Raw genomic sequence first — 21730 nt, 5'->3', positions numbered from 1 at the left:
GGGCGCCGCACCCCGCCATGGCGGCCGCCGCACGCCGCGTCACCGGCGAGGTCCTCGCCGACCTCGCCGGCGAACTCGGCGAGGCCCGGGGCGGTGACGCGGCCCCCTGACCCGGGGCCCGGCGGCCTCCGGGCCCCGCTACCACGGCAGGTCGCGCAGCTGCTGCACGCACAGCAGCACGAACAGCAGACCGGCGGCGCCCAGCATGCCGTTGCTGACCGCCCCGCTGCGCCATTCGGCGGGCGTGCGGGCCGAGTTGAGCAGCCACACCAGCGTCAGCGCCAGGAACGGCATGAACAGCGCGCCGATCACCCCGTACACGACGACAAGCCCGAACGGCTGGTCCAGGAACAGCAGGCTGATCGGCGGGAACGTCAGCCACAGCAGGTACGCCCGGAACGGCAGCGACTTCTCGGCGCTCCGCCCCTCCGGGACCAGCGACGGCCGCAGTTTGCCCACGAAGTCCGCGAACATCAGGCTCACCCCGTGCCAGACGCCGATCAGCGAGGTGAACGAGGTGGCGAAGAACCCGATCAGGAACAGCTTGGCGGTGGTGTCCCCGTACGTCTGCGCGAGGACGGTCCCGAGGTCGAGCAGCCCCCGGTCGCCCTTGGCGAGCGCGATGCCGGAGGAGTGCAGCAGCTCGGCGCCGACGAACAGCATCGCCACCACGAACACGCCGGTGGTCAGGTAGGCCACCCGGTTGTCGAGCCGCATCACCTTCATCCAGCCGGTGTCCCGCCACCCCTTGGCGTTGACCCAGTAGCCGTACGCGGCGAGCGTGATGGTCCCGCCGACGCCGCCGATCAGGCCGAGCGTGTAGACCAGCGACCCCTCCGGCAGGACGGGCACCAGGCCGGCGACCGCGGCCCCCAGGTGCGGGGTGACCCGGACCGCGAGGTACACCGTCACCGCGAACATGACGCCGACCAGGATTGTCATGACCTTCTCGAACGCGGCGTACCGGTTGAACCAGACGAACACCAGCCCCACCAGTCCGCACAGCACCGCCCACGCCTTCAGGTCCAGCGTGCCCGGGAAGAGCGCCGCCAGCGGCAGCGCGCTCGACGACATCGCGGCCGCGCCGTACACGAACCCCCAGACGACGACGTACCCGGCGAAGTACACGGTCGTCCACGAGCCGAGGCTGCGCCAGCCGTCGAACAGGGTGCGGCCCGTGGCCAGGTGCCAGCGGCCGACGGCCTCGGCCAGCGAGATCTTCACCAGGCAGCCGATGACCGCCGCCCACAGCAGCGTGTAGCCGAACCTGCCGCCCGCGATGAGGGTCGCCACGAGGTCGCCGGCGCCGACGCCGGTCGCCGCGACGACGATCCCCGGGCCGATCGACCGCCAGCCCGCCCTGCGGGGAGGCACCCCGCCGCGCGCCCCCGTCCCGGTCGTGGTCGTGTCCGCCATCCGCGCCCGCCTTCCCGTCCGTCCTGCACCGGCTCCGACGGGCCACGAAAGGCGCTGCGCGCCCCGCGCGCAAGAGGGCTTTTCAGCCAGTGCCGCCCGGCACGCCCGCCGGGCCCGCGGCCCGCCCGCCGGCGCCCCTGCCCGCCGGCCGTACGCGCCGCCGCCCGCCAACCCCGGTGCGCCCGCCGCCCCGGGGCCACAGGTGCCGCAGCAGGCCGGCGGCCGCGAGCGCGGCGACCAGCGCGCAGACCGCCCCCCACCCGCACGCCGCGTACAGGCGCACGCCGAGCCACGACCCTCCCGTACCGCCCAGGTAGGCGCACATCATGTACGCCGTGGTGAGCCTGCTGAGCGAGCCCTCCCGCAGGGCGTACACCCGCGCCTTGTTGGCGACCATCCCGCCCTGCATGGCGACGTCCAGCAGCAGCGTGCCCGCCGCCAGCGCGGCCAGGCCCGGCAGACCGCCCAGCCCGCCCGCCGCCAGCACCGCGGCCGACACGGCGACCCCGGCGAGGGCCGCCAGGTTCACCGGCCCAGGCCCGTGCCGGTCGACGAGCCGGCCCGCGTACGGCGTGCACAGCATGGTCACCGCGCCGACCAGGGCGAGCACGCCGACCGCCTGCGCCCCGTACCCGTACACCGGACCCGTCAGGAGCAGCGCCACGCTCGTCCAGACGGCCGAGAACGCCCCGAAGGCGGCCGCCTGGTAGAAGCAGGAGCGGCGCAGCTCCGGCTCCGCGCGCAGCAGCCGCAGCGGCTCGGCGAGGAACTCCCGGTACGGCCTGCGGGCGTCGGCGGCCGCGGGGGCGGTGGCGGGGACCGCGTACGCCATGACCACGGCCAGGAGCAGCGCGACGGCCGCGGCCACCAGGTAGGGCGCCCGCCAGCCGAGCCATTCGCCGAGGACGCCGCCGAACGCGCGGGCCAGCAGCATGCCGCCGGTGGAGCCGCTGAGCAGGGCGCCGAGAACCGCACCCCGCCGGTCGGGCGCGACCAGCCCGGCGGCGAGCGGGCTGATGACCTGCGCGGCCACCGTGGCCAGGCCGATCAGGGCGCTCGCGGCGACCAGCGCCGGCAGCGCCGGGGCGCAGCCGGCGGCCAGCAGGGCCAGACCGGTGACGGCGAGCAGGACCACCAGCAGCGAGCGGTGCGGGAAGCGGTCCCCGAGCGGCACCAGCAGCACCATGCCCGCGGTGTAGCCGATCTGGGTGGCGGTCACCACGAGGGACGCGGCGTCGGGGGACACCCCCAGGCCGTCCGCGATCAGCGGGGCGATGGCCTGCGGGAAGTACAGGTTGCCGACGGCCACGGCGCCGGTCACGGCCAGGAGCAGCAGCAGCCTGCGGCTCATCCGGCCGCCCCCGTGGGGAGGCGGGAGGTGAAGGAGGTCATGGGGAGAGTCCACGGCACGGGACCGGCCCTGCCAATTGATGTAGCGTGCCGCTTAATGATCAGCTTCGAGCTCGGGGTCGAGGACCTGGCCCACACCCGGTTCGCGCTCTCGCCGCTCGGCGAGACGGTGCTGAGCCTGCGCGTGCTGCGCGATCCGGGCGTCTCCGTCCTGCACCTGCCCTGGCGCCGGTCGGTCCTCGCCCGGATCGCAGGCCTCGGCGGCGGTCTCGACACCGGGCTTCTGCTGTCCCTCGTCGCGGACCTCCTCACCCTGCCCGACTTCCTCACGCCGCGCCCCGCCGTGTTCGAGCCGCACTTCGAGGACGAGCTGGCCGTCGTCCGCAGCACCCCGCCCGACCGGGTGCGCCGCGACCTGCTGGCCGCACACGCCCCGCACCCGCTGCCCGCACCCCTGCACGCGGCGACCGCCCCCGGCGACGGGCCCGTGACCGCGCTGCGCGACACGGTGTGCGAACTCCTGCACCGCTACTGGGAGATCGCCATCCGGCCGGTCTGGCCGCAGATCCGCCTCGTCGCCGAAGCCGACATGACGTACCGGGCGCGGCAGCTCGCCCGCGGCGGCGCCCGGCTGCTCTTCGCCGACATGCACCCCCAACTGCGCTGGGAGGACGCCGGATCCCGGGGCTTCCTGCGCGTCCACCGCACCATCGGCGGGTACGAGGCCAAGGCCTGCGGCCGCGGTCTGCTGCTCGTGCCGTCCGTGTTCGCCCACAAGTGCGCGCCGCCGGTGTGCCCCGACGAGCCGCCCTCCCTGCTCTACCCGAGCCGCGGCGCGGCCACCCTGTGGGAGGCCGAACCCGAACCGGTCCTGCGGAACGGGGCGGACGCGGCCGGGCGGGCCGCCGGGGACGCCCTCGTCCTGCTGCTCGGCGCGCCCCGGGCCCGGCTGCTGCGCATGCTCGCGGAGCCCGCCGCGACGGCCGAACTCGCCCGCCGCCTGCGCGTCACCCCCAGCGCGGTGTCGCAGCACCTCCGCGTCCTGCACGCCGCGGGGCTGGCCACCCGGACCCGCCACGGCCGGCAGGTCCTGTACCGGCGCAGCAGGCTCGGCGACCGGCTCACCGCGGGCGGCTGACGGCACGGCCTGCCTTCAGCGACCTGCCTTCAGGACGTGCCGAAGTCCGGGAGAGTGAGGGTGCCGTCGTCGGCGAGGGCGAAGCCCGGATTATGGGCGATCTCCCACACGTGGCCGTCGGGGTCGATGAACACGCCCGCATAGCCGCCGTAGAACGTCGGCGCGGGCGGCCGTGTCACCGCCGCCCCGGCGCGCCGGGCCGTCTCGACGAGTTCGTCCACCTCCTGCGGGGACCGGACGTTGTGCGCCAGGGCGATCCCGCCCCACCCGGGGGCATCCTCGACGCCGCTGTCCTGCGCGAGCCGGTCGCGCCCCCACAGGACCAGCGCGAGGCCGCCCGCCTGGAAGAACACCGTCTCCTCGGCCTGCTGCCCGCGCCAGCCGAGCTCCTCGTAGAAGGCACGGGCCCGGCCGAGGTCGGCCACGCCGAGGGTGATCAGGCTGATCCGCTGCTCCATGCCGGGAAGCTACCACCGATCGAACGCCCGGTGTCACGGCACGGGAGCCGTCCGCCGGTCGAACCACGCCGCGCACTCCGGCCGCCGGGCCCACACCACCGCCAGCACCGCCGGCACCGGCCAGGCCAGGCCGAGGAGCGGTTCCACCCGGTACACGACCAGCGCGAACGGCACGGCCACCCACCCGTACGCGCAGGCCGCAACCCGCAGCCGGCGCAGCCGCAGCGGGAACTTCAGCGCGGTGACGACACCCCACGCCGCCACCGCCAGCACGACGAGCCCGCCGCAGACGACCTGGCCGGCGCGCTCCTCGACCTCCGGGCGGCAGCAGGGCGCCGAGGCGTCCTCCTCGCCCCAGACCGCCGCGGCAACGGCCATACTGTCCGTCACGAGCCACACCCCGACGACGGCCTGCACACCGCCCAGCAGCATCAGCAGCATCCGCAGCCGGCGCACCGGCCGCGGCATCCGGACGCCCTCCCACGGCCGGCCGGCCGCGGAACCGCCCCCGTACGCGTCGTGCGGTTCCACTGCGACGACCTCCCCCGGCAGGGCATCCCCGGCATGTGCCACCCCCAGCATCCGGCGGCGCGCCCCGCCTGTACAGAGTCCGGGCACACCGGGGGCGCGCGGAGGTGTCAGCGCCGGCAGCGGCCGAAGGTGACGACGTACGTGCCGCCGTTCGACGCGGTGGCCCCGGCGAGGTCGGCGGCGCCGGGCTGGACCCCCGGGCCGATGTTCCGCAGCGCCGAGTTGAGGATGACGGCGCGGTGCCCGGGGCTGCTCATCCACCAGGTGACGGCGGCCTGCGGGGTGCCGGACCCGCCCCAGCCGGTGTAGGCGATCTCGCCGAACTGCCACGAGCGCGGGTTCGGGCAGTAGCCGGCGGCCTGGATGCGCGTCTGCGGCGTCGAGCCGGTCGCCGGATTGCGGTGCGGGTCCCTGCCGGGCCCCCACCACTTCAGTCGCACCGCGGCGGCCGAGTGCTGCTGCGCCGCGGCCGTCAGGGCCTGGTCGACGGTGAGAGCCGGCAGTCCCCGCCGCGTGCGCTGGGCGTTGACGAGGCACACGACGACGCTGCGCGCCTGCGCGGCGCCGGCCGCGGTGGGGGCCCGGTTGGCGTCCGCCGTATCACAGGTGACGGCCGCGGCGGGCGGCGCCGCGACGAGGGGGGACAGAGCGGCGGCCAGGGCGGCGGCCGCGACCGCCGCCGACCGCTTGCGGGGCTGGGAGCACGGCGGTTCACGGAGGCCGCACTTCCTGCGGGCAGAACGAAGAACGGTGAGGAGAGTGATGAGCGGGGTGAGCGGTGGTGGGCGGGGGAGGGGGCGACCGGCCGCGCGGCTCGGCCTCCAGGCTGCCGCAGGCCGCCGGAGCCGCCATGGGGCCCGGTCCCGTCCTCCGGCCTGCCGCCTGCTTCGGCGGCAGAGGGCCGTCCCGCCTTCCACGCACGAGGGGAACTCGGCGCCGCCGGCCAAGTCGGCGGCCGTACGCGAGGAGCAGCACATCGTCCTGGCCGCGGCTCTGAACGGGGCCCGCGGCCGGCGTCACCCGCACGGCCGAACGTGTCCGGGCGGTGACACCGGCTGCGGCGCCGGGCCCCGGCCGCGGCCTTGGCGTGAGGGGGCGGGGCGGGCCGCCGGCAGCCGCGAAGGGACTCGCCTGCGTCGATAACCGCCGGTCGGCGACCACGGGCTCATCGGGGACCTCCGGGGGGACTGGTCCTTCAGCGATCCTCCGCCTCGAATGCCCGGGCGACGGCGAGGCTGTCTTCGTAAACGTGGTGCCGGGTGACAAGGCCGTCTTCAACGGTGAGGTGCAGGGCGAACCGCGCGCGATACGCACGTCTGGTGGGCCGGGCGGTCTGGCGGATCTCTCCCAGCACGACCGCGTCGTTACCGTCGATGAGGATGCGCTCCACCTCAGTCGCCACATGCTCCGGCACATGGTGCTCGGCAAGCTCGCGATAGTGAGCGGCCGCATCGGCCCGGGTCGACCGGTGACGGATCCACGGCGTGGCAGCACGACCATGCTCGGCCTCCGGCCAGTCCAGCTTCCAATCGCCCTGCTCGGCGTACAGCTCGGCAATGCGCTCGGGGTCGCCCTCACCGATCCTCCGCAGCAGCTCTTCGACCACGGTGCGCGTGTTCGTAGGTGCGGCTGAAGACATGGGTGACCCCTCCGTCCTGGCCCGCGTCCTGTCGACGCGGAGAGATCACCAATCCTGCCAACGCAAGCAGGTCGAGACCACTACCTCTGAAGTAACGAAAATCCGTCACCAAGATCGACTTTCAATACGCGCCCTACAGCGGCTGACCAACGGCGCGGACGTCGCAGATCAAGCGGGAGACTGTCCCGCAGTGATCAAGACGAGCCAGGTCGTGACCGATGCCGGGTCACGTCCCGGGCTTCACCAGGACCGGTCAGGGAACGCAGCCACCGTCGTCCGGACCGGAGCCTCCGGAGCCGCACGACACCCTGACTCGCTGAAACCATCAGCAAGGGCGAGCAGCCACAGCAGCGATGCCGGACTTCCGGAGCATGCGGGCCAGATGCTCCATCTCGGGAAGCGTTCCTGAGTGGACACCGTCCAGTACGCGGCGCAGCGCAGCCCTGGCGTCTGTCACGTCAATGCCGAGTTCGGTCCGCAGTACACGCATGATGGCAACGCTCTGCCCCTGCTGACTGCTCACCTGCAGCCTCGCAGGTCCGTGCTCGGAGAGCATCTGGCCCCGCCGTTCCGCCGGCATCGAGCCACCGCACAAAGCCACCGTGAACCCGCAGGTCGAACAGGTTGACTCGACGTCCCAGCGCAACCGGCCACCCACCAAGGCCTGGACTCCCCGGCATTCCAGCTCGGCACCGCAGTCCTGACAGACGGCCGCGTACCTGACGGATTCGGAGACCGTCTGTTCCATCCCCACCTCCTTGTAGACGGGCTTCGACGACAAGTGTGTGCCGCAGCAGCAACGTTCGCACTGTCGGGCGACGAAGCCGCCTCAACCACATTCTCGATCAACGTCGTTGGAGTCACCCGAGGGACTTGCCTGCGACCCCGGTTCGGGGCGCGCCGTCGACTGCCACACAAATGCCGAATACACGGTCGCGGCTGGTCCAACCGTGGACGCGACCACGGTCATTGCTGATCTGCACCCGCCTCCCGGTGCGGTCCGTCGACGACACCACATGCAGGTAGACCGTCCCGGCGACACGGGCGAGGACGATGTCCCCCACCTCCAACTTCGACGGGTCGACCGGGGCAACGACCACCTGCTGCCGACTGTTTATCAGCGGAACCATCGAGGAGCCGCTGGGCCGGAACGTCACGGTGGCTCCGCCGGCAACCCTGACTGCCACTGCAGCCAATGCACCCATCCGGTGATCGTGGCAGATGCCCCGGCTGCGTCCCCATTGAATGAGACGTCGCTTCTCTCGGCTACCTGCGGCCCAGGAGTTCGGCTGCGGCCTCCACGCCCTCCCGGGTGCCGATCACGATCAGAGTGTCGCCGCCTGCCAGGCGGAACGCCGGGGTCGGCGACGGGCGGGCGGCGGCGCGGCGGAGGACGGCCACCACCGAGACGCCCGTCCTCGTCCGCATACGGGTTTCGCCGAGCAGGCGGCCGTTCCAGTGCGAGTGGCCCGCCAGCTCGATGCGTTCCGCAACCAGGCCCAGGTCGCTGGTGTGCAGCAGATTGGGGCTGTGGTGGCAGGGCATCAGCGCGTCGACGACGACGGCCGCCTCGGCCGCCGTCAGGTGCAGCGAGGCAGCACAGTCGTCCGGGTCGTCGCCCCGGTACAGGCTCAGCGTGCGGGTGCCGTCGCGGTGGGCCACCACCGACACGTGCTGCTGCTCCTCGGTCGTCAGGTCGTGCTGGACCCCGATCCCGGGCAGTCGCGTCGTACTCGTCCGCTGAGCAGGCACGGCCCATCCCCCTCGTGTCGTTCCGTGCCGGGCGCCGGCGCGGTGCCCATCGTGCCATCTCCGGCGGGGCCGCAGCATGGGGGCCAGTACGGGTGGACACGGGCGCCGAGCCATGGCACAACCCGCGGGGGAGCAGGCTGCGTAGCAGGTCAGCCTCACCTGCTACGCCATCCGGGCCGGCCTCATCGAGCCGTGACCGGTCCGTGCGGCTCGGCGGGCGGCAGGCCCAGGACGCCGCGTACGGCGCGCTCGGCCAGCTCGACGTCGTGCGGCGGGACGATCCCGTCATGGCTCACGAGCCCCTCCATCGCGCCAAGGCAGGCCCGCGCGGTGTCCGCCGCGGGCGGGCCGGGCGGGATCGCGCCGCTGCGCCGCCCCTCCGCGATGCGCCGTTCCACGTCGCCCGTGAGCTTGCCCAGGATCCGGCCCAGCTCCCGGGCCACCGGGTGGTCCCGCCCGGCGAACTCGATCGCCAGTACCCGGATGACCCCCGCCACGTCGCGCCGGCAGTAGACGGCGTGGCCGCGTGCCATCAGCATCAGCGCCGCCACCGGATCGGCCTCGGCGGCCGCCGGGTCGCCGACCTCCGCCGCCCACGTCTCGTCCACCCACCGCACCACCGCCAGCGCGAGCTCCTCCTTGCCCGCGAACTGGTGGTACAGCGCGCCCCGCGTGTACCCGGCCTCGGCGGCCACCCGCTCCAGCGCCAGGTTCGCGTACCCGTGCCGGGACAGGCCGCGCGCGGCGGCCTCCAGCAGGGCGCTGCGGGTACGGGCGCGCCGGTCGGCCTGGGTGCGGCGGCCCGGCTGGGTGCGGCGCTCCGGCTGGGGACGGCGGTCCGTCCGGGGGTCCTCGGCCTGGCGGGGGCCGCGGCCGGCCTCGGCGCTCACGGGGCGGATCCCTCCGCCTTACATACAGTCATGTACGTATGTTACGTTGCCGATCGGGATTCCGGAACGGAAAACCGCCCGAAGGGAGAAGGCCATGACGGTCGGTTCGGAAGCAGGTCACGCAGCAGGCGGCGCCATACCGCCGGTGCGGCAGCACCTCGTCCTGCCCGACGCGGTACGCCGCCTCAGCACACTCGCCGAACCGGATTACGCCGACCTCTTCACCCTCACCGCCGCCGGCGCCGCCGCCCGGTCGCCGGAGCAGTGGGCGTGCGCCGTGCTCGAGGACGCCGCGGGCTGGCAGGGCCAGTTCGTGTGGCGCGGGATACTCGGCCTGCGCCTGCAGGGGCGGCCGACCCCCGGGTGCGTCGCAGGATGGGAGATCGACGGCCGCGGCGACGACTGGATCCGCCTGGAGGCGCACTCCCGGATGATCACGGGCCAGCTCGTGCTCCGCGTGGAGGAGGGGCAGGCGTCGCTCTCCACGTTCATCCGCTACCGCAAGCCGTCCGGCGCCCGCGTGTGGACCCGGCTGACCCCGCTCCACCACAAGCTCGTGCCCGGCCTGCTGCGCGACGGGCACCGGATCCTGCAGGAGGCGGCGGCCGCCTGACAGCGGCCGGACCCCGGCCTGGCCGGCCTGGCCTGGCCTGGCCTGGCCTGGCCTTATTTTGGCTTGGCTTGGTACGGGCCGGATCCGCGGGCACCCTCGGGTGGGCGACCCCCCGTTTACACGGAGCGGGGCCCCGGAAGGAATGCGGTCCCCGCACTCCTCTCCGGACGGTGAGCGTTGAACCGAGCGAAGCACTCCGCAACCGGCTACAAGGGCAGCTCAGACGAGGCGATCCGGCACCACTACGACTTCCTCGGGGACTTCTACCGGCTCGCCCTCGGCCCCGACCTCGTCTACTCCCTCGCCCGTTGGGAGGACGGCGACACCCTGGAGGCGGCACAGGTCCGCAAACTCGACCTGCACGCCCGTGCCGCCCGCGCCGAGGGCGCCTCCCGCGTTCTGGACGTCGGCTGCGGCTGGGGCAGCATGATGCGCCGCCTGACCGAGGCCCACGGCGTCCGCCACGTCGTCGGCCTCAACGTCAGCACCTCACAGGTCGAGTACGTGCGCAGCAGGGAATGGCCCGGCTGCGAGGTGCGCCTGGAGAACTGGATCGACCACCTGCCCGACGCCCTGTACGACGCCGTGTTCGCGATCGAGGCGATGGAGCACTTCGCCGGCAGCACGATCCGCCGCTCCCAGCGCATCGCCCGCTACCGGCTGTTCTTCGAACGCTGCCACGCCTGGCTGCGCCCCGGAGGACGGCTCGCCGTACAGTCGAACGCGTGGAACGCGCGCGGCTGGCTGGCCGCCATGGTCCTCCCGGCCCGCATGCTCGAACCCGACGGCGGTCCCCGCCAGGGCCTCCGCCCGCGCGACGTCCGGGACGCCGTACGCAACGTCCGCGAGGGCCTGCACTCCTCCCGCCGGGTCTTCCCCGAATGCTTCGTGCCGACCCGCTCCGAACTCGTCGAAGCCGCCCGCGGTCTGTTCACCGTCGCCGAGCTGCGTGACGACCCCGACGACGGGGCCCGCACCCTCCACTGCTGGATGGAGCGCTGCATCGCCCACCGCGAACAGGGCGCACGGCTGATCGGCCGCCAGGCCGTGGACGACCTCATCCGGGAACAGCGGGCGACGCTGCGATTCATGCGCGAGCACCGGTGCACGGTGCTGCGGGTGGCGCTGGAGCGGGTCGACTGAGCGGGGCGTCGTCGCTCGCCTGCCGATACGGGGCCGGGCGCCGGTAGCGGCCCGGTCGTCGTGTGCGTCGGCTCGTCGTTCGCGTCGGCTTCGCCGTCGGCGCCCCCCGCCACAGGAAGGACCGGACATGGGCGCACTCCGCCTCGCCCCGCCGACCGCCCCGCCCGTCCCGGGGGCATCCGCACTGGCCTGGACGGCGGGGTCCGCCGCCGTGTTCGCCCTCGTCCAACTGGCCGTCGCCGTACCGGGCTCCTCCCTCGGCTGGGACGAGATCGTCTACGTGAGCCAGGTGCAGCCCGGGACACCCGCCGCGTTCTTCTCCGCGCCCCGGGCGCGCGGTATCTCGTACCTCGCCGCGCCCGTCGCCGCGCTCACCACCTCGACCACCGCGCTGCGCATCTGGCTCGCCCTGCTCTCCTCCGGCGCGCTGTTCCTCGTCCTGCGAGTGTGGCGGCGCCTGCTTCCGCCGCCCGTGCTCGGCTGCGCCGGGCTGCTCTTCGCCGGGCTGTGGGTCACCCTGTACTACGGCCCGCGCGCCATGCCCAACCTGTGGTGCGCGCTGGGCGCCCTCGCCGCGGCAGGTTGGCTGCTCCGGGCGGAGCGGCCCGCAGGGGGCGGTCGGGCGGCTGCGGCGTGCGCGGGTGCGGCCGTCGCCTTCGTGACGGTCATGCGGCCCGTGGACGGGGTGTGGCTGGCGCTCCCGCTCACCGGCGCCGCCCTGCTGACGGCCGGTCTGCGGCGGCCCCTGCTGTGGGCCGCGCCGCCCGTCGGCGTGCTGGCGGGGGCCGTGCCCTGGGTGGTGGAGGCGTATACCTCGTACGGCGGACTCGCCGCCCGCCTCGCCCGCGCCAGCGAGATCCAGGGCGGCATCGGCGCCCACTTCGCCGTCGACGACCATGCGCGCAGCCTCGTCGGGGTGACCCTGTGCCGGCCCTGCGACGCAGCGTGGAGCCATCCCTGGACGGCCGCCTGGTGGCTTGCACTTCCGCTGCTCGTCACTGCCGGCACGGTCGCGGCCCGCCGGGCCGGCCGCGGCCGGCAGGCCGCCGTGGCCGCCGCCGTCGGGGTGTGCCTGGCCCTGCCCTACCTGTTCACCGTGGACTACGCCGCCCCGCGCTTCCTGCTCCCCGCCTACGCCCTGCTGGCCGTGCCGGTCGCCGAGTGCGTGGCGGCCGCCTTCGGAGCGGTACGGGCCCGTGCGCACACCGCCGGCCGGCGCAGGGCCGCGTACGGGGCGCTGGCCGGAGTCCTCGTGCTGCACGTCGCCGTGCAGGCCGCGGTGCTCCTCCGCCTGAGCGAACGCAGCCGCGACCGGCACCGGGAACTCGCCGCCGCGGCCGCGGCCCTGCACCGGCTGGACGTGCGCCGGCCCTGCGTGCTGAGCGGAGACGGGGCCATCCCGCTCGCCTACTACACGGGCTGCGCATCCCGCCAGGTCGGCGGCCACGACGGCAGCACCACCGCCGACGGGCTGGCATCGCTCGGGCGGCGGATGCCGGTCGCCGTGATCACCGCCGGGGGCGCTCAGGCGCCGCAGTACGCCCGGGCCTGGCCCGTCTTCGACCTGCCTGGTGGGTATGCGGCCCGTGTGGCGCCCCGCGGGTGAAGGCGCGGCTGTCCGCCACCGCCGCCTGGTGGCGGGCCCACCGCGCCGCCGTGGCCCACCTCGCCCGGCGCGACCCCGCCGTACGCGGCACCCTGCTCGCGCCGACCCGCCCGCCGGCCCGGACGGCGGAGACACGGTCGACTTCTGGCCGGAGCTCCTCCAGGGGGCCGGTGCCACGGGCGGCCTCTTCCTGGACACCGCGGCCGAGGACGAGCGCAGCCCCGACGGCACCACCGGCCGGCTGGAGAGGCTCTGTGCCGCCCGGCGCAGCGGCTGGGGGCCCCGGGCCGGCCTCGGACTCGCCCTGCGGGGGATCAGCGGCAGCGTGCACCGCGACTGGGTGGGCCGCGGCGCCCACGGCGTGTCCGGCCATCGCCGCTGACAGGCCCAGGCCCCGGGCGGGCGGCGGGCGCCCGCCCGGGGAGGGCGCCGTGCCTGCCGGGGCCGCGCGTATCCGGCCCGGACACGCGCCGGGCGGCGCGGACGCCGTGCAACCGGCGTGCCGCGCCGCCCGGCGCGCTCTTGGACAGGAGCCGGGCCGCGACCCTCACCAATAGTGCTTGCGACCGCCCACCGCGTGTCCGGCCGCACCGAGAAGCCACAGCACCAGGCCCACGACCAACAGGATCAGGCCGATCGTCCACAGGATCGAGATCCCGAACACGAAGCCGAGGATCAGCAGAATCACTCCGAGCGCTATCACGACAACCTCCTGCACCCTCTGCCTGGGGGGACGCTCTGCGTATACCCCCGTGGGGCGAGCCATGCGTCCCGCAGCCCCCGAGTTTCCGGAGCCCTCCCGCGGCCCGGGCCCGCCCCGCTCACCACGCCGCGTACAGCGCCTCCGGCGAGCGGTCGATCAGGGTCGGCCGCATCCGCGGCGGCGGCCGGTCCCCGTCCAGCCGCAGCCCGGGCAGCAGCCGCGTGAACACCTCCAGGGTGATGTGCAGTTGCAGGCGGGCCAGCCGCGCGCCGGGGCAGGCGTGCGGGCCGTGCCCGTACGCGAGGTGCGGCCGGTTCTCGGCGCGCCGGATGTCGAACGCGCCGGGGCGCGCGTACCGCCGCTCGTCGCGGTTCCCCGACCCGAACGCCACGAGGACGCAGGCCCCCTCCGGCAGGTGCGTGCCGGCGAGGACCACAGGGCGGGTCGTACGCCGCCGGAACGCCTGCAGGGCGGTGTCGAAGCGGGCTCCCTCCTCCACCGCGGCGGGGATCAGGCCCGGGTCCGCGCACAGCATCCGCCACTGCTTCGGGTGGGAGAGCAGGTGGAGCAGGGTCGTCGAGACGAGGGCGGAGGTCGTGAGGAAGCCGGCGATCAGCAGGTTCTGCAGGTTCGCCACCAGCTCGTGGCGCTGGTCGGCGGTGAGCTCGCCGCGGCCGGGCGCGAGCGCGGCGACCATGTCCGAGCACAGGTCCTCCCTCGGCTCGGCCCGGTGCTCGCGGATGCAGCGGTCCAGCAGGTGCTGGAGGGCGACGACGTCCCGCGCGGCGGCCGCCTGCGCGTCCGGCGGCAGCGGCCGGAACAGCAGCTCCTCCGCCCGGTAGCCGCCGCGCACGGCCGCGGGCACATCCGCCGGGTCCAGCCCGATCAGCCGCCCCGCCACCATGCCCGGCAGCCGGCGGGCGTACGCCTCCACCAGCTCGGCGGACTTGTCGGCGGCGAACCCGTCGACAAGGCCCCGCGCGCACTCCCGGGCGTACGGGGCCAGCGCCGCGACCCGGCCGGCGGCCAGGCCCCGGTTCAGCGGGGCCCTGTGCCTGCGGTGGGCCGCACCGTCCGAGGAGACCACGGTCGGCCGCGGCTCGAACCCGCCGGCGAGCACGGCCAGCGCGGGCCCGGCCGGAGTGACGTCGGGAAGCAGGGCGTTGGCGGAGGAGAAGTCGTCGGCACGCCGCAGCACCTCCCGGATGTCCTGGTCGCGCGCGACCAGCCACGCCTCGAACTCCGGCACGTACGTGAGGCCTTCGGCCCGGCGGGCGCGGGCGTACAGCTCATAGGGGTCCCGGTACAGCTCGTCCCGGGTCGCCTGGTCGTGCCATGCCACAGGGGGCCTCCGGATCTGGTCGCTCGCGTCGGATCGGATCGGGCCGCACCCGCGGCAGTGCCGCTGCGGGCCGTCCCGCTGCAGCGGGCATCCTGCCGGGCCCGCCCGCCCGCCGGGAAGACCGCCTCCGCGCGCGCACGCCGCCCGCGGACCTCAATACAGGCCCTACGGCCGCTCCAACCGCTCCCAGAACGCCAGCCGGTGCTCCCGCGCGTAGTCGACCGGCCCGATGCGCCCCGGCGCCAGCGACTGCGTGTACGGCACGCCCGCCCCCGCCTCGAAGGCCGGCCACCGGGGGAACCCGTCCGCCGCCGGTACGCCGTCGCGCGCGAACGCCGCCCAGTAGTCGGCCATCGCGTCCGCGAGCCGCGCCTGGGCCGGCGTGAAACGCCGCCGCGCCTCCGCCTCCTCGAACAGGTACGGCGTGTCGCCCGCGTGGTAGGCCCCGAAGTCGAACGGCCCGGCCGCCGGCAGGTACCAGGGGGCGTCCCGGTCCGCGAACTCGTAGGCGTACGTGCGCACATGCCGGGCCAGGGCCAGGTGCTGGGCGTACGTGCCCCGTGCCCACATCCGGTCCGTGACCGCCGCCGCCCACGCGTGCGCGGGCGGCACGGAGCCGCCGTCGGGGTACTCGGCGCGTACGGCGGGCGCGCGCGACGCCCCGAACGCCGTCCGCAGCAGCGCCGCGTACCGCTCCCCGGTGAGCGGCTTCCCCGCCGCGTCGTACATCAGCCCGGCGAACAGCCGGTGCTCGTCGCGCGTCGCCCCCGACAGGACGGGTACGCGCGCGAACCGGCCCGCGGCGAGCGCCCGCGGCGGAAGCTCCGGCAGCACCTCGCCGCCGTACGCGAACGCCTGGAAGGCGTTCATCACGTACGGCACCCCCAGCACCCGCCCCACCGGCACCGCCCGCAGGCACTCCAGCGCCCGCGCGGCGTCGGGGAGCCCGCAGCCCAGGGCCGCCGCCGTCCGCCGGCCGGCCTCCTCCATCTCCCGCACCGTCCGCCACGTGTACCAGGGGTACGCGGGCACGCCCTCGCCCATGGCCGCGGCCGGCATGTCCATCATGCCCTCGCCGCTGGACAGGACGGCGTGCCGGAACAGGCCGCGCGACCCGGGCGCGGTCAGGTGGCCGGTGATCGCGGCGGCGCCGAACGACGACCCGGCGACCGTCACCCGCTCCGCGTCGCCGCCGAACGCGGCGGCGTTGCGCCTCACCCAGCGCAGCGCCTCCTGCTGGTCCTGCAGCCCGAACGTCCCCGACCCGGGCAGGCCGGGATGGGCGAAGCCGCCGAAGACGCCGAGCCGGTAGTTGACGGTGACGACGACCAGGCCGCGCTCCGCGAGGCGGCGGCCGTCGAAGAACCGCCCGCCGCCGACCGTGCCGTCGCCGTGGATCCACACCAGCACCGGCCGCCGCGCCCCGCGGGCCGGGGCGGTGACGTTCAGGACCAGGCAGTCCTCCCGGACGCTGGAGATCCGGGCGTACGGGTTCGGCACCTGCGGGCACAGCGGCCCCGCCCGGGTGGCGTCGCGGACGCCCTTCCAGGGGGTGGCGGGGCGGGGCGCCGCCCAGCGGTGCGCGCCGACCGGGGGAGCGGCGTACGGGATCGCGCGGAACAGCCGCAGCCCGCCCTTCGCGGTACCGCGCACGGCGCCCGTGTCGGTACGGACGACGGGACCCGCGGCCGCGTCCCCGGCGGGGGCGGGCCCGAGCAGCGCGAGCGCCGCCAGTGCGGCGGCGCAGCGGACGGGCCTCAATAGACCAGCTTGTAGGTGACGTCGTGGGGGATCGGCGCCGGCGCGGCCTCGGGGAACGTCAGCCGGATCTGGGTGAAGCGGGTGGTGCCGGGGCGGTCCGGCCAGGGCTCGGGGGCGCTGAGCGTGACCCGCACGGGGTACGGCCGGAAGCGGCCGGCGGCGCAGTAGGGCCGGCAGTCGTTGACCATGTCGGTCCCGGTGGCGGCGGCGGTCTTCGCACCCCATTCGGTCCAGCGCAGGCCGACGAGGCGGTTGTTGCCGTCGCCGCAGGCGAGGAGGTACTCCTCGGGCCGCACCTGGGGCTCCCCGAAGCAGTCGACGACCACGACGGGCGGCGGTGTCGGCGCCGGAACCGGGGCGCGGGCCGGCGCGGCTGCGGGTGCGGCCGCCGCGGCGGGGAAGGCGGTGGCCGCGGCGAGTGCCACGGCCGCACCGGCGACCGCGACCCTGCGGGCGCGCGCTGTGATGGCAACGTGTCGGCGGACTCCGGCTGTGGCCACGGGCGCCTCCTTGCCTACGGCCGCTCCGCACGGTGCCGCGCCGCGGGCGCGTCGGCGCGGGCGGAACGGCGATCCCACACCACCGCCAGCTTCCCCCATCCCCCGTCCTCCCGCACCCGCAGCCGTACCGGCCGCGAACCCGGCACGGCGGGCCGGCGCCCCCACCGCTCCCGCGGACCGGGCCCCGCGCCGCGGGAGCGGCCGGGTCAGAAGCGGGCGCTCCGCACCGGGCCCGTGAAGCCGGCGGGGAGGCGGGGGCCGGTGAGCCAGAGGGCGGCCGCACCCGTCGTGAAGCGGGCGAAGGCCGGGTCGCCGTCGTCGGGGGCGCCGTCCTCCCGGTCCGAGGCCGACGGGTCGTCGGACGGGTCGGCCGCGACGACGTCCCGGGCGATGTCCTCCTCGGGCCGGTCGTCGGCGGGCCCGCGGCCGTCCGGGCCGAGCTGCGCACCCCACGGCTCCGTCCCGAACTGCCGTTGCAGGGCGGTGAAGTCCGCGGGGACCCCGTCCGGTTCGGTCCAGGAGCCGGCGTGCTCGTACAGCACCTGGCCGGGAACCCGCTCGCGCAGCCCGCCGAGCACCTCTTCGCCGTGGGCGGCGAGGTCGTACGCCACCACGACGGTGTCGGTGCGGCCGGGAGCGTACGGCTCCAGCGGCACGCCGAGGACCTCCGCGGCGGCCAGTGCGAGGATGCGGTCGGAGCGGCCCGGCAGTGCGCTCACGGCGGCGGGCCGGACGCCGGCGGCGCCGAGCGCGGCCGCGAGGCGGTCGAGGCCGCGCCGGCAGCCGGCGTGGCTGTCGCCGAGGTAGCCGTAGCGGCCGGCCATGACGCCGAAGCCGTACGGGGAGAGCGTGCCCAGCAGCGTGCCGGTCAGGGCGAACTGCCAGCCGCGCAGGTCCCCGCCGTCCAGCGGCGAGAACCCGGCGACGGCCTCGGCGCGGCCGGCCATCCGCCGCAGCCGGGCGTGGGCCCACCCCCACCCGCTGTCCGGGGGATCCGGCAGGCGCGCGATGCGGTCGAGGGCGGTGGCCGCATCGCCGGCGAGCAGCGTGTTGAAGGCCAGCAGGTAGCGGCCCGGCCAGGGCTCCAGCATGCCCTCGTGCCGCAGCAGGACCTCCACCGCCTCGGCGTGCCGGTCGTCGGCCTCCAGCGCGGTGGCCAGCGTGTACAGCACGGGGCGGACGTCGGGGGCCAGGCGCAGGGCCTCCCGGAGCGCCGGGACGGCGAGGAAGGCGATCCCCCGCTCGGTGCACCGGCGGCCGAAGTCGTAGAGGGACCGGGGGCCGACGGGCCGGCGGGCGACCTCCGCGGCTGCGCCGGCCAGGTCGTCGTAGCCGACGGCCGCGGCCAGGGCGCCGACCTGCCCGGCAAGGGCGGGGAGGGGTTCGGTGGCGGCGAGGGGCCGGAGGGCGCGGACCGCTGCGGGTATGTCGCCGGCGGCCGTCAGGCGCCGTACGTCGTCGAATGCGTTCGTCATCGCGTTGATCATCCGCAGGGGGCCTGCGGCTCGGCAACGCCTTTTCCCGCGCCCGGACCGCAGCCGCCCGCGCCCCGTCCGCGCCGGTGAGTGAGGCGTGTCTCACCGGGCGGACCTTGTCTATGCAACTCGTTGCATAGAAAGATCGGCGGCATGGCGCTCGAACACGCGATCCTCGTCTCGCTCCTGGAGAAGCCCGGCTCCGGCTACGAGCTGGCCCGCCGGTTCGAGCGGTCCATCGGGTACTTCTGGACGGCCACGCACCAGCAGATCTACCGCGTCCTCAAGCGCATGGAGGCCGACGGCCTGCTCGCCGTGCGCGAGGTGCCCCAGCAGGGCCGGCCGGACAAGAAGGAGTACTCCGTCGCCGCGCCGGGCCGGGCGCTTCTCTCCGCCTGGCTGCACGAGCCCATCGAGCCGGAGAGCCTGCGCCACGACCTCGCCGTCAAGATCCGCGGCGCCGCGTTCGACGACCCGGCCGCCCTGGTCCGCGAGGTCGAACGCCACCGCGCCGTGCACGGCGACCGGCTCGCGCACTACCTCGCCGGCGAGCTGCGCGACTTCACCGGGCCCGGCGCCCCGACCCCGCTCGACGCCGGGCAGGAGCTCCAGCACGTCGTCCTGCGCGGCGGGATCGCGTACGAGCAGATGACGATCGCCTGGCTCGACGACGTCCTCGCCACGCTCCACCGGCTCGCCGGGGCCCCGCCCGCCGGCTGAGCCGGCTCCTCCCGCGGCGCGGGCCGCGACCGCGGGCCCCCGCACCGAAACGCCCCAGGCCTCCGGCCTTCGACCCACGACCCCTCGGAAGGTGACCCTCCATGGCCGACCCGCTGCTGTTCCACCCGAACACCTACGACCCGGCGCACTTCGACCCCGAGACCCGCAGGCTGCTGCGCGCCACGGTGGACTGGTTCGAGGCCCGCGGCAAGCGCAAGCTGATCGAGGACTACCGCGACCGCGCCTGGCTGGCCGACTTCCTCGCGTTCGCCGCGAAGGAGGGCCTCTTCGCCACCTTCCTCACCCCGGCCTCGGCCGCCGGCGCGGACGAGCCGGACAAGCGCTGGGACACCGCCCGCATCGCCGCCCTGAACGAGATCTTCGGCTTCTACGGGCTCGACTACTGGTACGCCTGGCAGGTCACCATCCTCGGCCTCGGCCCGGTCTGGCAGAGCGGAAACGCCGCCGCCCGCGCCCGCGCCGCCGAACTCCTCGCCCAGGGCGAGGTGTTCGCGTTCGGCCTGTCCGAGAGGACCCATGGCGCCGACATCTACTCCACCGACATGCTGCTGGAGCCGGACGGCAGCGGCGGCTTCCGCGCCACCGGCTCCAAGTACTACATCGGCAACGGCAATGCCGCCGGACTCGTCTCCGTCTTCGGCCGCCGCACCGACATGGAGGGCCCGGACGCGTACGTCTTCTTCGCCGCCGACAGCCGCCACCCCGCCTACCACCTGGTCAAGAACGTCGTCGACTCCTCCAAGTTCGTCAGCGAGTTCCGCCTGGAGGACTACCCGGTGGCCGCCGAGGACGTCCTGCACACCGGCCGCGCCGCCTTCGACGCCGCCCTCAACACCGTCAACGTCGGCAAGTTCAACCTCTGCACCGCCTCCATCGGCATCTGCGAGCACGCGATGTACGAGGCCGTCACCCACGCCCACAACCGCATCCTGTACGGCCGCCCCGTCACCGCGTTCCCGCACGTGCGGCGCGAGCTGGCCGACGCGTACGTGCGCCTCGTCGGGATGAAGCTGTTCAGCGACCGCGCCGTCGACTACTTCCGCACCGCCGGCCCCGACGACCGCCGCTACCTGCTCTTCAACCCGATGACGAAGATGAAGGTGACCACCGAGGGCGAGAAGGTCATCGACCTGATGTGGGACGTCATCGCCGCCAAGGGCTTCGAGAAGGACAACTACTTCGCGCAGGCGGCCGTCGAGATCCGCAGCCTCCCGAAGCTGGAGGGCACCGTCCACGTCAACCTCGCGCTGATCCTGAAGTTCATGCGCAACCACCTGCTGGAGCCTGCCGAGTACCCGGCCGTGCCGACCCGCCTCGACGCGGCCGACGACGACTTCCTGTTCCGGCAGGGCCCCGCCCGCGGCCTCGGCTCCGTCCGCTTCCACGACTGGCGGCCCGCCTTCGACGCGTACGCCGAGCTGCCGAACGTGGCCCGCTTCCGCGAACAGGCCGACGCCCTCTGCGAGTTCGTCGCCGCCAACGCCCCCGACGAGCAGCAGAGCCGAGACCTCGACTTCCTGCTCTCCGTGGGCCAGCTGTTCGCGCTCGTCGTGCACGCCCAGCTGATCCTGGAGCAGGCGCGCCTCACGGGGCTGGACGAGTCCGTCCTCGACGAGCTCTTCTCCGTCCTCGTCCGCGACTTCTCCGGCCACGCCGTCGAGCTCCACGGCAAGGACTCGGCGACCGGTGCGCAGCAGGCCTGGGCGCTCGCCGCGGTCCGCCGCCCGGTCGCCGACGCCGAGCGCTCGGCCAGGGTCTGGGAGCGCGTCGAGGCCCTGTCCGGCACGTACGAGATGGCTCCCTAGCAGCCGCTCCCCGACGCGCCCGTCCCGACCGGCTACCCGGCGGGCGCGTCGGCCGGGGCGGTGCGGCGGAGCACGCCGACCTTGTCGATGCGGTGCTCCGGGTTGCCGAGGGGGTCGCGCCAGAAGTTGCCCGCCGCGTCGTCCTCGGGCGTCGCGCACGTCGAGATCGTGATCATGGCCTGGGCGGGAGCCCGGCCGGGCGCACCCGGGACCGCCGCGCGCTGCTCCGCGAGCGAGCGCTCGGACCGGAACGACGTGCTGCGCGTCGCGGTGATCTCGTACGTGTACGTGACGCCGTCCAGCGTGACGTGCACCTCGGCACCCGGCTTCACGGAGGGCAGGTCGCGCAGCGGCCCGCCCGCGGACAGCCGGTGCGCGGTCACCAGGAAGTTCCCCACCTGCCCCGGCCCGACACCGCCGCGCTCCCCGTACGGGCTGGCGGCCACGCCGCGGTCCTGGATGCGGGTGCCCGGGGCGTCGTCGGTGGTCCCCTCGTACGGGACCACCCGCAGCCCGGATATCCCGACGGACGGGATGCCCAGGACGGAGGCCTGCTTCGGCACGGCGGCCGACACGGACGGCGACGGCGTCGGCGTCGCCGCGACCGCCCCGGAGGCGGTCGGGAGGGAAGCCCCCGCTGCGGTGGCGGCACCGGCCCCGGCGGAGGACACGGCCGGGCGGGCCGCCGCATCCGGGCTGCAGGCGGCGAGCACCGCGGTGGCGGCACCGGCCACCAGGGCGGCTGCCGCGCGGGGCACGAAGATCAAGGTCATGGGCTCGTCCGAGGGGGATCCGCCGGGCCGTGCGGGGTGGGGTGGCCCGGTTCGCCCGCAAGGGTGACATAGGGAGCACCCGGAACATAAGCCC

General features: G+C 75.1%; 23 protein-coding genes. 7 read left to right on the top strand and 16 right to left on the bottom strand.

The annotated features are described in order from the left end of the window. Nucleotides 1–138 precede the first annotated feature (138 nt). Nucleotides 139–1416 (bottom strand): Nramp family divalent metal transporter, encoded by a 1278-nt coding sequence (locus MUK52_RS01560; protein ID WP_284574268.1) that lies wholly within the window; start codon nt 1414–1416, stop codon nt 139–141. Nucleotides 1417–1498: 82 nt separating this feature from the next. Beyond that, on the bottom strand, nt 1499–2767 hold the full coding sequence (locus MUK52_RS01555) for an MFS transporter (protein WP_284574267.1): 1269 nt from the start codon (nt 2765–2767) through the stop codon (nt 1499–1501). 96 nt (nt 2768–2863) lie between these two features. Between MUK52_RS01555 and MUK52_RS01550 the strand changes: the two genes are divergently transcribed. Next, nucleotides 2864–3904: an ArsR/SmtB family transcription factor gene (locus tag MUK52_RS01550; RefSeq protein ID WP_284574266.1), complete on the top strand. Its 1041-nt coding sequence runs from the start codon at nt 2864–2866 to the stop codon at nt 3902–3904. Nucleotides 3905–3933: 29 nt separating this feature from the next. On the opposite strand, the gene MUK52_RS01545 is transcribed toward MUK52_RS01550, so the two are convergent. From MUK52_RS01545 to MUK52_RS01510, 8 genes are all read right to left on the bottom strand, one after another. After that, nucleotides 3934–4362: a VOC family protein gene (locus tag MUK52_RS01545; protein ID WP_284574265.1), complete on the bottom strand. Its 429-nt coding sequence runs from the start codon at nt 4360–4362 to the stop codon at nt 3934–3936. A gap of 33 nt (nt 4363–4395) precedes the next feature. Beyond that, nucleotides 4396–4893: a hypothetical protein gene (locus MUK52_RS01540; protein ID WP_284574264.1), complete on the bottom strand. Its 498-nt coding sequence runs from the start codon at nt 4891–4893 to the stop codon at nt 4396–4398. Nucleotides 4894–5000: 107 nt separating this feature from the next. After that, nucleotides 5001–5432, bottom strand: a complete 432-nt coding sequence (locus MUK52_RS01535) for a CAP domain-containing protein (RefSeq protein WP_284574263.1) — start codon at nt 5430–5432, stop codon at nt 5001–5003. A 656-nt stretch (nt 5433–6088) separates the two neighbouring features. Further along, nucleotides 6089–6532, bottom strand: coding sequence for a nuclear transport factor 2 family protein (locus tag MUK52_RS01530; protein ID WP_114055627.1), 444 nt, complete (start codon nt 6530–6532; stop codon nt 6089–6091). A 325-nt stretch (nt 6533–6857) separates the two neighbouring features. Beyond that, nucleotides 6858–7280: a hypothetical protein gene (locus tag MUK52_RS01525; protein ID WP_284574262.1), complete on the bottom strand. Its 423-nt coding sequence runs from the start codon at nt 7278–7280 to the stop codon at nt 6858–6860. 112 nt (nt 7281–7392) lie between these two features. After that, on the bottom strand, nt 7393–7737 hold the full coding sequence (locus tag MUK52_RS01520; RefSeq protein ID WP_284574261.1) for a S26 family signal peptidase: 345 nt from the start codon (nt 7735–7737) through the stop codon (nt 7393–7395). Nucleotides 7738–7798: 61 nt separating this feature from the next. After that, entirely contained in the window at nt 7799–8284 is a 486-nt protein-coding gene (locus tag MUK52_RS01515) for a cation:proton antiporter regulatory subunit (RefSeq protein ID WP_174250393.1), read from the bottom strand. A 182-nt stretch (nt 8285–8466) separates the two neighbouring features. Then, nucleotides 8467–9174: a TetR/AcrR family transcriptional regulator gene (locus MUK52_RS01510; protein WP_284574259.1), complete on the bottom strand. Its 708-nt coding sequence runs from the start codon at nt 9172–9174 to the stop codon at nt 8467–8469. Nucleotides 9175–9268: 94 nt separating this feature from the next. On the opposite strand from MUK52_RS01510, the gene MUK52_RS01505 reads away from it, so the two are divergent. The 4 genes from MUK52_RS01505 to MUK52_RS01490 all read left to right on the top strand — a co-directional run bounded on the left by MUK52_RS01505 (nt 9269) and on the right by MUK52_RS01490 (nt 12918). Further along, on the top strand, nt 9269–9787 hold the full coding sequence (locus tag MUK52_RS01505; protein WP_246042532.1) for a hypothetical protein: 519 nt from the start codon (nt 9269–9271) through the stop codon (nt 9785–9787). Nucleotides 9788–9964: 177 nt separating this feature from the next. Further along, entirely contained in the window at nt 9965–10930 is a 966-nt protein-coding gene (locus MUK52_RS01500) for an SAM-dependent methyltransferase (protein WP_284574258.1), read from the top strand. A 127-nt stretch (nt 10931–11057) separates the two neighbouring features. Next, the gene (locus MUK52_RS01495; RefSeq protein ID WP_114055632.1) at nt 11058–12536 is read left to right on the top strand and encodes a hypothetical protein; all 1479 of its coding nucleotides are present in this window, start codon (nt 11058–11060) and stop codon (nt 12534–12536) included. A gap of 28 nt (nt 12537–12564) precedes the next feature. Continuing rightward, on the top strand, nt 12565–12918 hold the full coding sequence (locus tag MUK52_RS01490; protein ID WP_162793202.1) for a hypothetical protein: 354 nt from the start codon (nt 12565–12567) through the stop codon (nt 12916–12918). A 165-nt stretch (nt 12919–13083) separates the two neighbouring features. Here MUK52_RS01490 and MUK52_RS01485 read toward each other — a convergent pair whose 3' ends face one another. From MUK52_RS01485 to MUK52_RS01465, 5 genes are all read right to left on the bottom strand, one after another. Further along, a complete protein-coding gene (locus MUK52_RS01485; RefSeq protein ID WP_174250394.1) occupies nt 13084–13239 on the bottom strand; it encodes a DUF6131 family protein in 156 nt (51 codons plus the stop codon). Nucleotides 13240–13357: 118 nt separating this feature from the next. After that, complete coding sequence (locus tag MUK52_RS01480) at nt 13358–14581, bottom strand: cytochrome P450 (protein ID WP_284574257.1); 1224 nt, start codon at nt 14579–14581, stop codon at nt 13358–13360. A gap of 165 nt (nt 14582–14746) precedes the next feature. Then, nucleotides 14747–16342, bottom strand: coding sequence for a carboxylesterase/lipase family protein (locus MUK52_RS01475; protein ID WP_284574256.1), 1596 nt, complete (start codon nt 16340–16342; stop codon nt 14747–14749). Beyond that, complete coding sequence (locus MUK52_RS01470) at nt 16339–16842, bottom strand: hypothetical protein (RefSeq protein ID WP_114055637.1); 504 nt, start codon at nt 16840–16842, stop codon at nt 16339–16341. The genes MUK52_RS01475 and MUK52_RS01470 overlap by 4 nt, the downstream gene beginning before the upstream one ends. A gap of 206 nt (nt 16843–17048) precedes the next feature. Continuing rightward, nucleotides 17049–18317 (bottom strand): hypothetical protein, encoded by a 1269-nt coding sequence (locus MUK52_RS01465; RefSeq protein ID WP_114058663.1) that lies wholly within the window; start codon nt 18315–18317, stop codon nt 17049–17051. A gap of 153 nt (nt 18318–18470) precedes the next feature. Here MUK52_RS01465 and MUK52_RS01460 point away from each other — a divergent pair, with 153 nt between their 5' ends. Further along, nucleotides 18471–19037 carry a PadR family transcriptional regulator gene (locus tag MUK52_RS01460; RefSeq protein WP_284574255.1) on the top strand — a complete coding sequence of 189 codons (567 nt, stop codon included), beginning with the start codon at nt 18471–18473 and terminating at the stop codon, nt 19035–19037. A gap of 101 nt (nt 19038–19138) precedes the next feature. Next, complete coding sequence (locus MUK52_RS01455; RefSeq protein ID WP_114055639.1) at nt 19139–20863, top strand: acyl-CoA dehydrogenase family protein; 1725 nt, start codon at nt 19139–19141, stop codon at nt 20861–20863. A gap of 32 nt (nt 20864–20895) precedes the next feature. Here MUK52_RS01455 and MUK52_RS01450 read toward each other — a convergent pair whose 3' ends face one another. Then, a complete protein-coding gene (locus MUK52_RS01450; RefSeq protein ID WP_284574252.1) occupies nt 20896–21636 on the bottom strand; it encodes a class E sortase in 741 nt (246 codons plus the stop codon). Nucleotides 21637–21730 lie beyond the last annotated feature (94 nt).

The sequence above is a fragment of the Streptomyces sp. 2P-4 genome (assembly GCF_030167965.1).
GTDB lineage: Bacteria > Actinomycetota > Actinomycetes > Streptomycetales > Streptomycetaceae > Streptomyces > Streptomyces globosus_A.
Note: the sequence above shows the minus strand (reverse complement) of the source record. Positions and strands in the feature narration are given on the sequence as shown.

Bases quoted from the DNA above. Each gene is read 5' to 3' on its own strand.
- MUK52_RS01450 (WP_284574252.1), bottom strand. From the start codon at position 21,636: ATGACCTTGATCTTCGTGCCCCGCGCGGCAGCCGCCCTGGTGGCCGGT.
- MUK52_RS01465 (WP_114058663.1), bottom strand. From the start codon at position 18,317: ATGACGAACGCATTCGACGACGTACGGCGCCTGACGGCCGCCGGCGAC.
- MUK52_RS01545 (WP_284574265.1), bottom strand. From the start codon at position 4,362: ATGGAGCAGCGGATCAGCCTGATCACCCTCGGCGTGGCCGACCTCGGC.
- MUK52_RS01530 (WP_114055627.1), bottom strand. From the start codon at position 6,532: ATGTCTTCAGCCGCACCTACGAACACGCGCACCGTGGTCGAAGAGCTG.
- MUK52_RS01525 (WP_284574262.1), bottom strand. From the start codon at position 7,280: ATGGAACAGACGGTCTCCGAATCCGTCAGGTACGCGGCCGTCTGTCAG.
- MUK52_RS01505 (WP_246042532.1), top strand. From the start codon at position 9,269: ATGACGGTCGGTTCGGAAGCAGGTCACGCAGCAGGCGGCGCCATACCG.
- MUK52_RS01555 (WP_284574267.1), bottom strand. From the start codon at position 2,767: ATGAGCCGCAGGCTGCTGCTGCTCCTGGCCGTGACCGGCGCCGTGGCC.
- MUK52_RS01495 (WP_114055632.1), top strand. From the start codon at position 11,058: ATGGGCGCACTCCGCCTCGCCCCGCCGACCGCCCCGCCCGTCCCGGGG.
- MUK52_RS01455 (WP_114055639.1), top strand. From the start codon at position 19,139: ATGGCCGACCCGCTGCTGTTCCACCCGAACACCTACGACCCGGCGCAC.
- MUK52_RS01520 (WP_284574261.1), bottom strand. From the start codon at position 7,737: ATGGGTGCATTGGCTGCAGTGGCAGTCAGGGTTGCCGGCGGAGCCACC.
- MUK52_RS01560 (WP_284574268.1), bottom strand. From the start codon at position 1,416: ATGGCGGACACGACCACGACCGGGACGGGGGCGCGCGGCGGGGTGCCT.
- MUK52_RS01550 (WP_284574266.1), top strand. From the start codon at position 2,864: ATGATCAGCTTCGAGCTCGGGGTCGAGGACCTGGCCCACACCCGGTTC.
- MUK52_RS01460 (WP_284574255.1), top strand. From the start codon at position 18,471: ATGGCGCTCGAACACGCGATCCTCGTCTCGCTCCTGGAGAAGCCCGGC.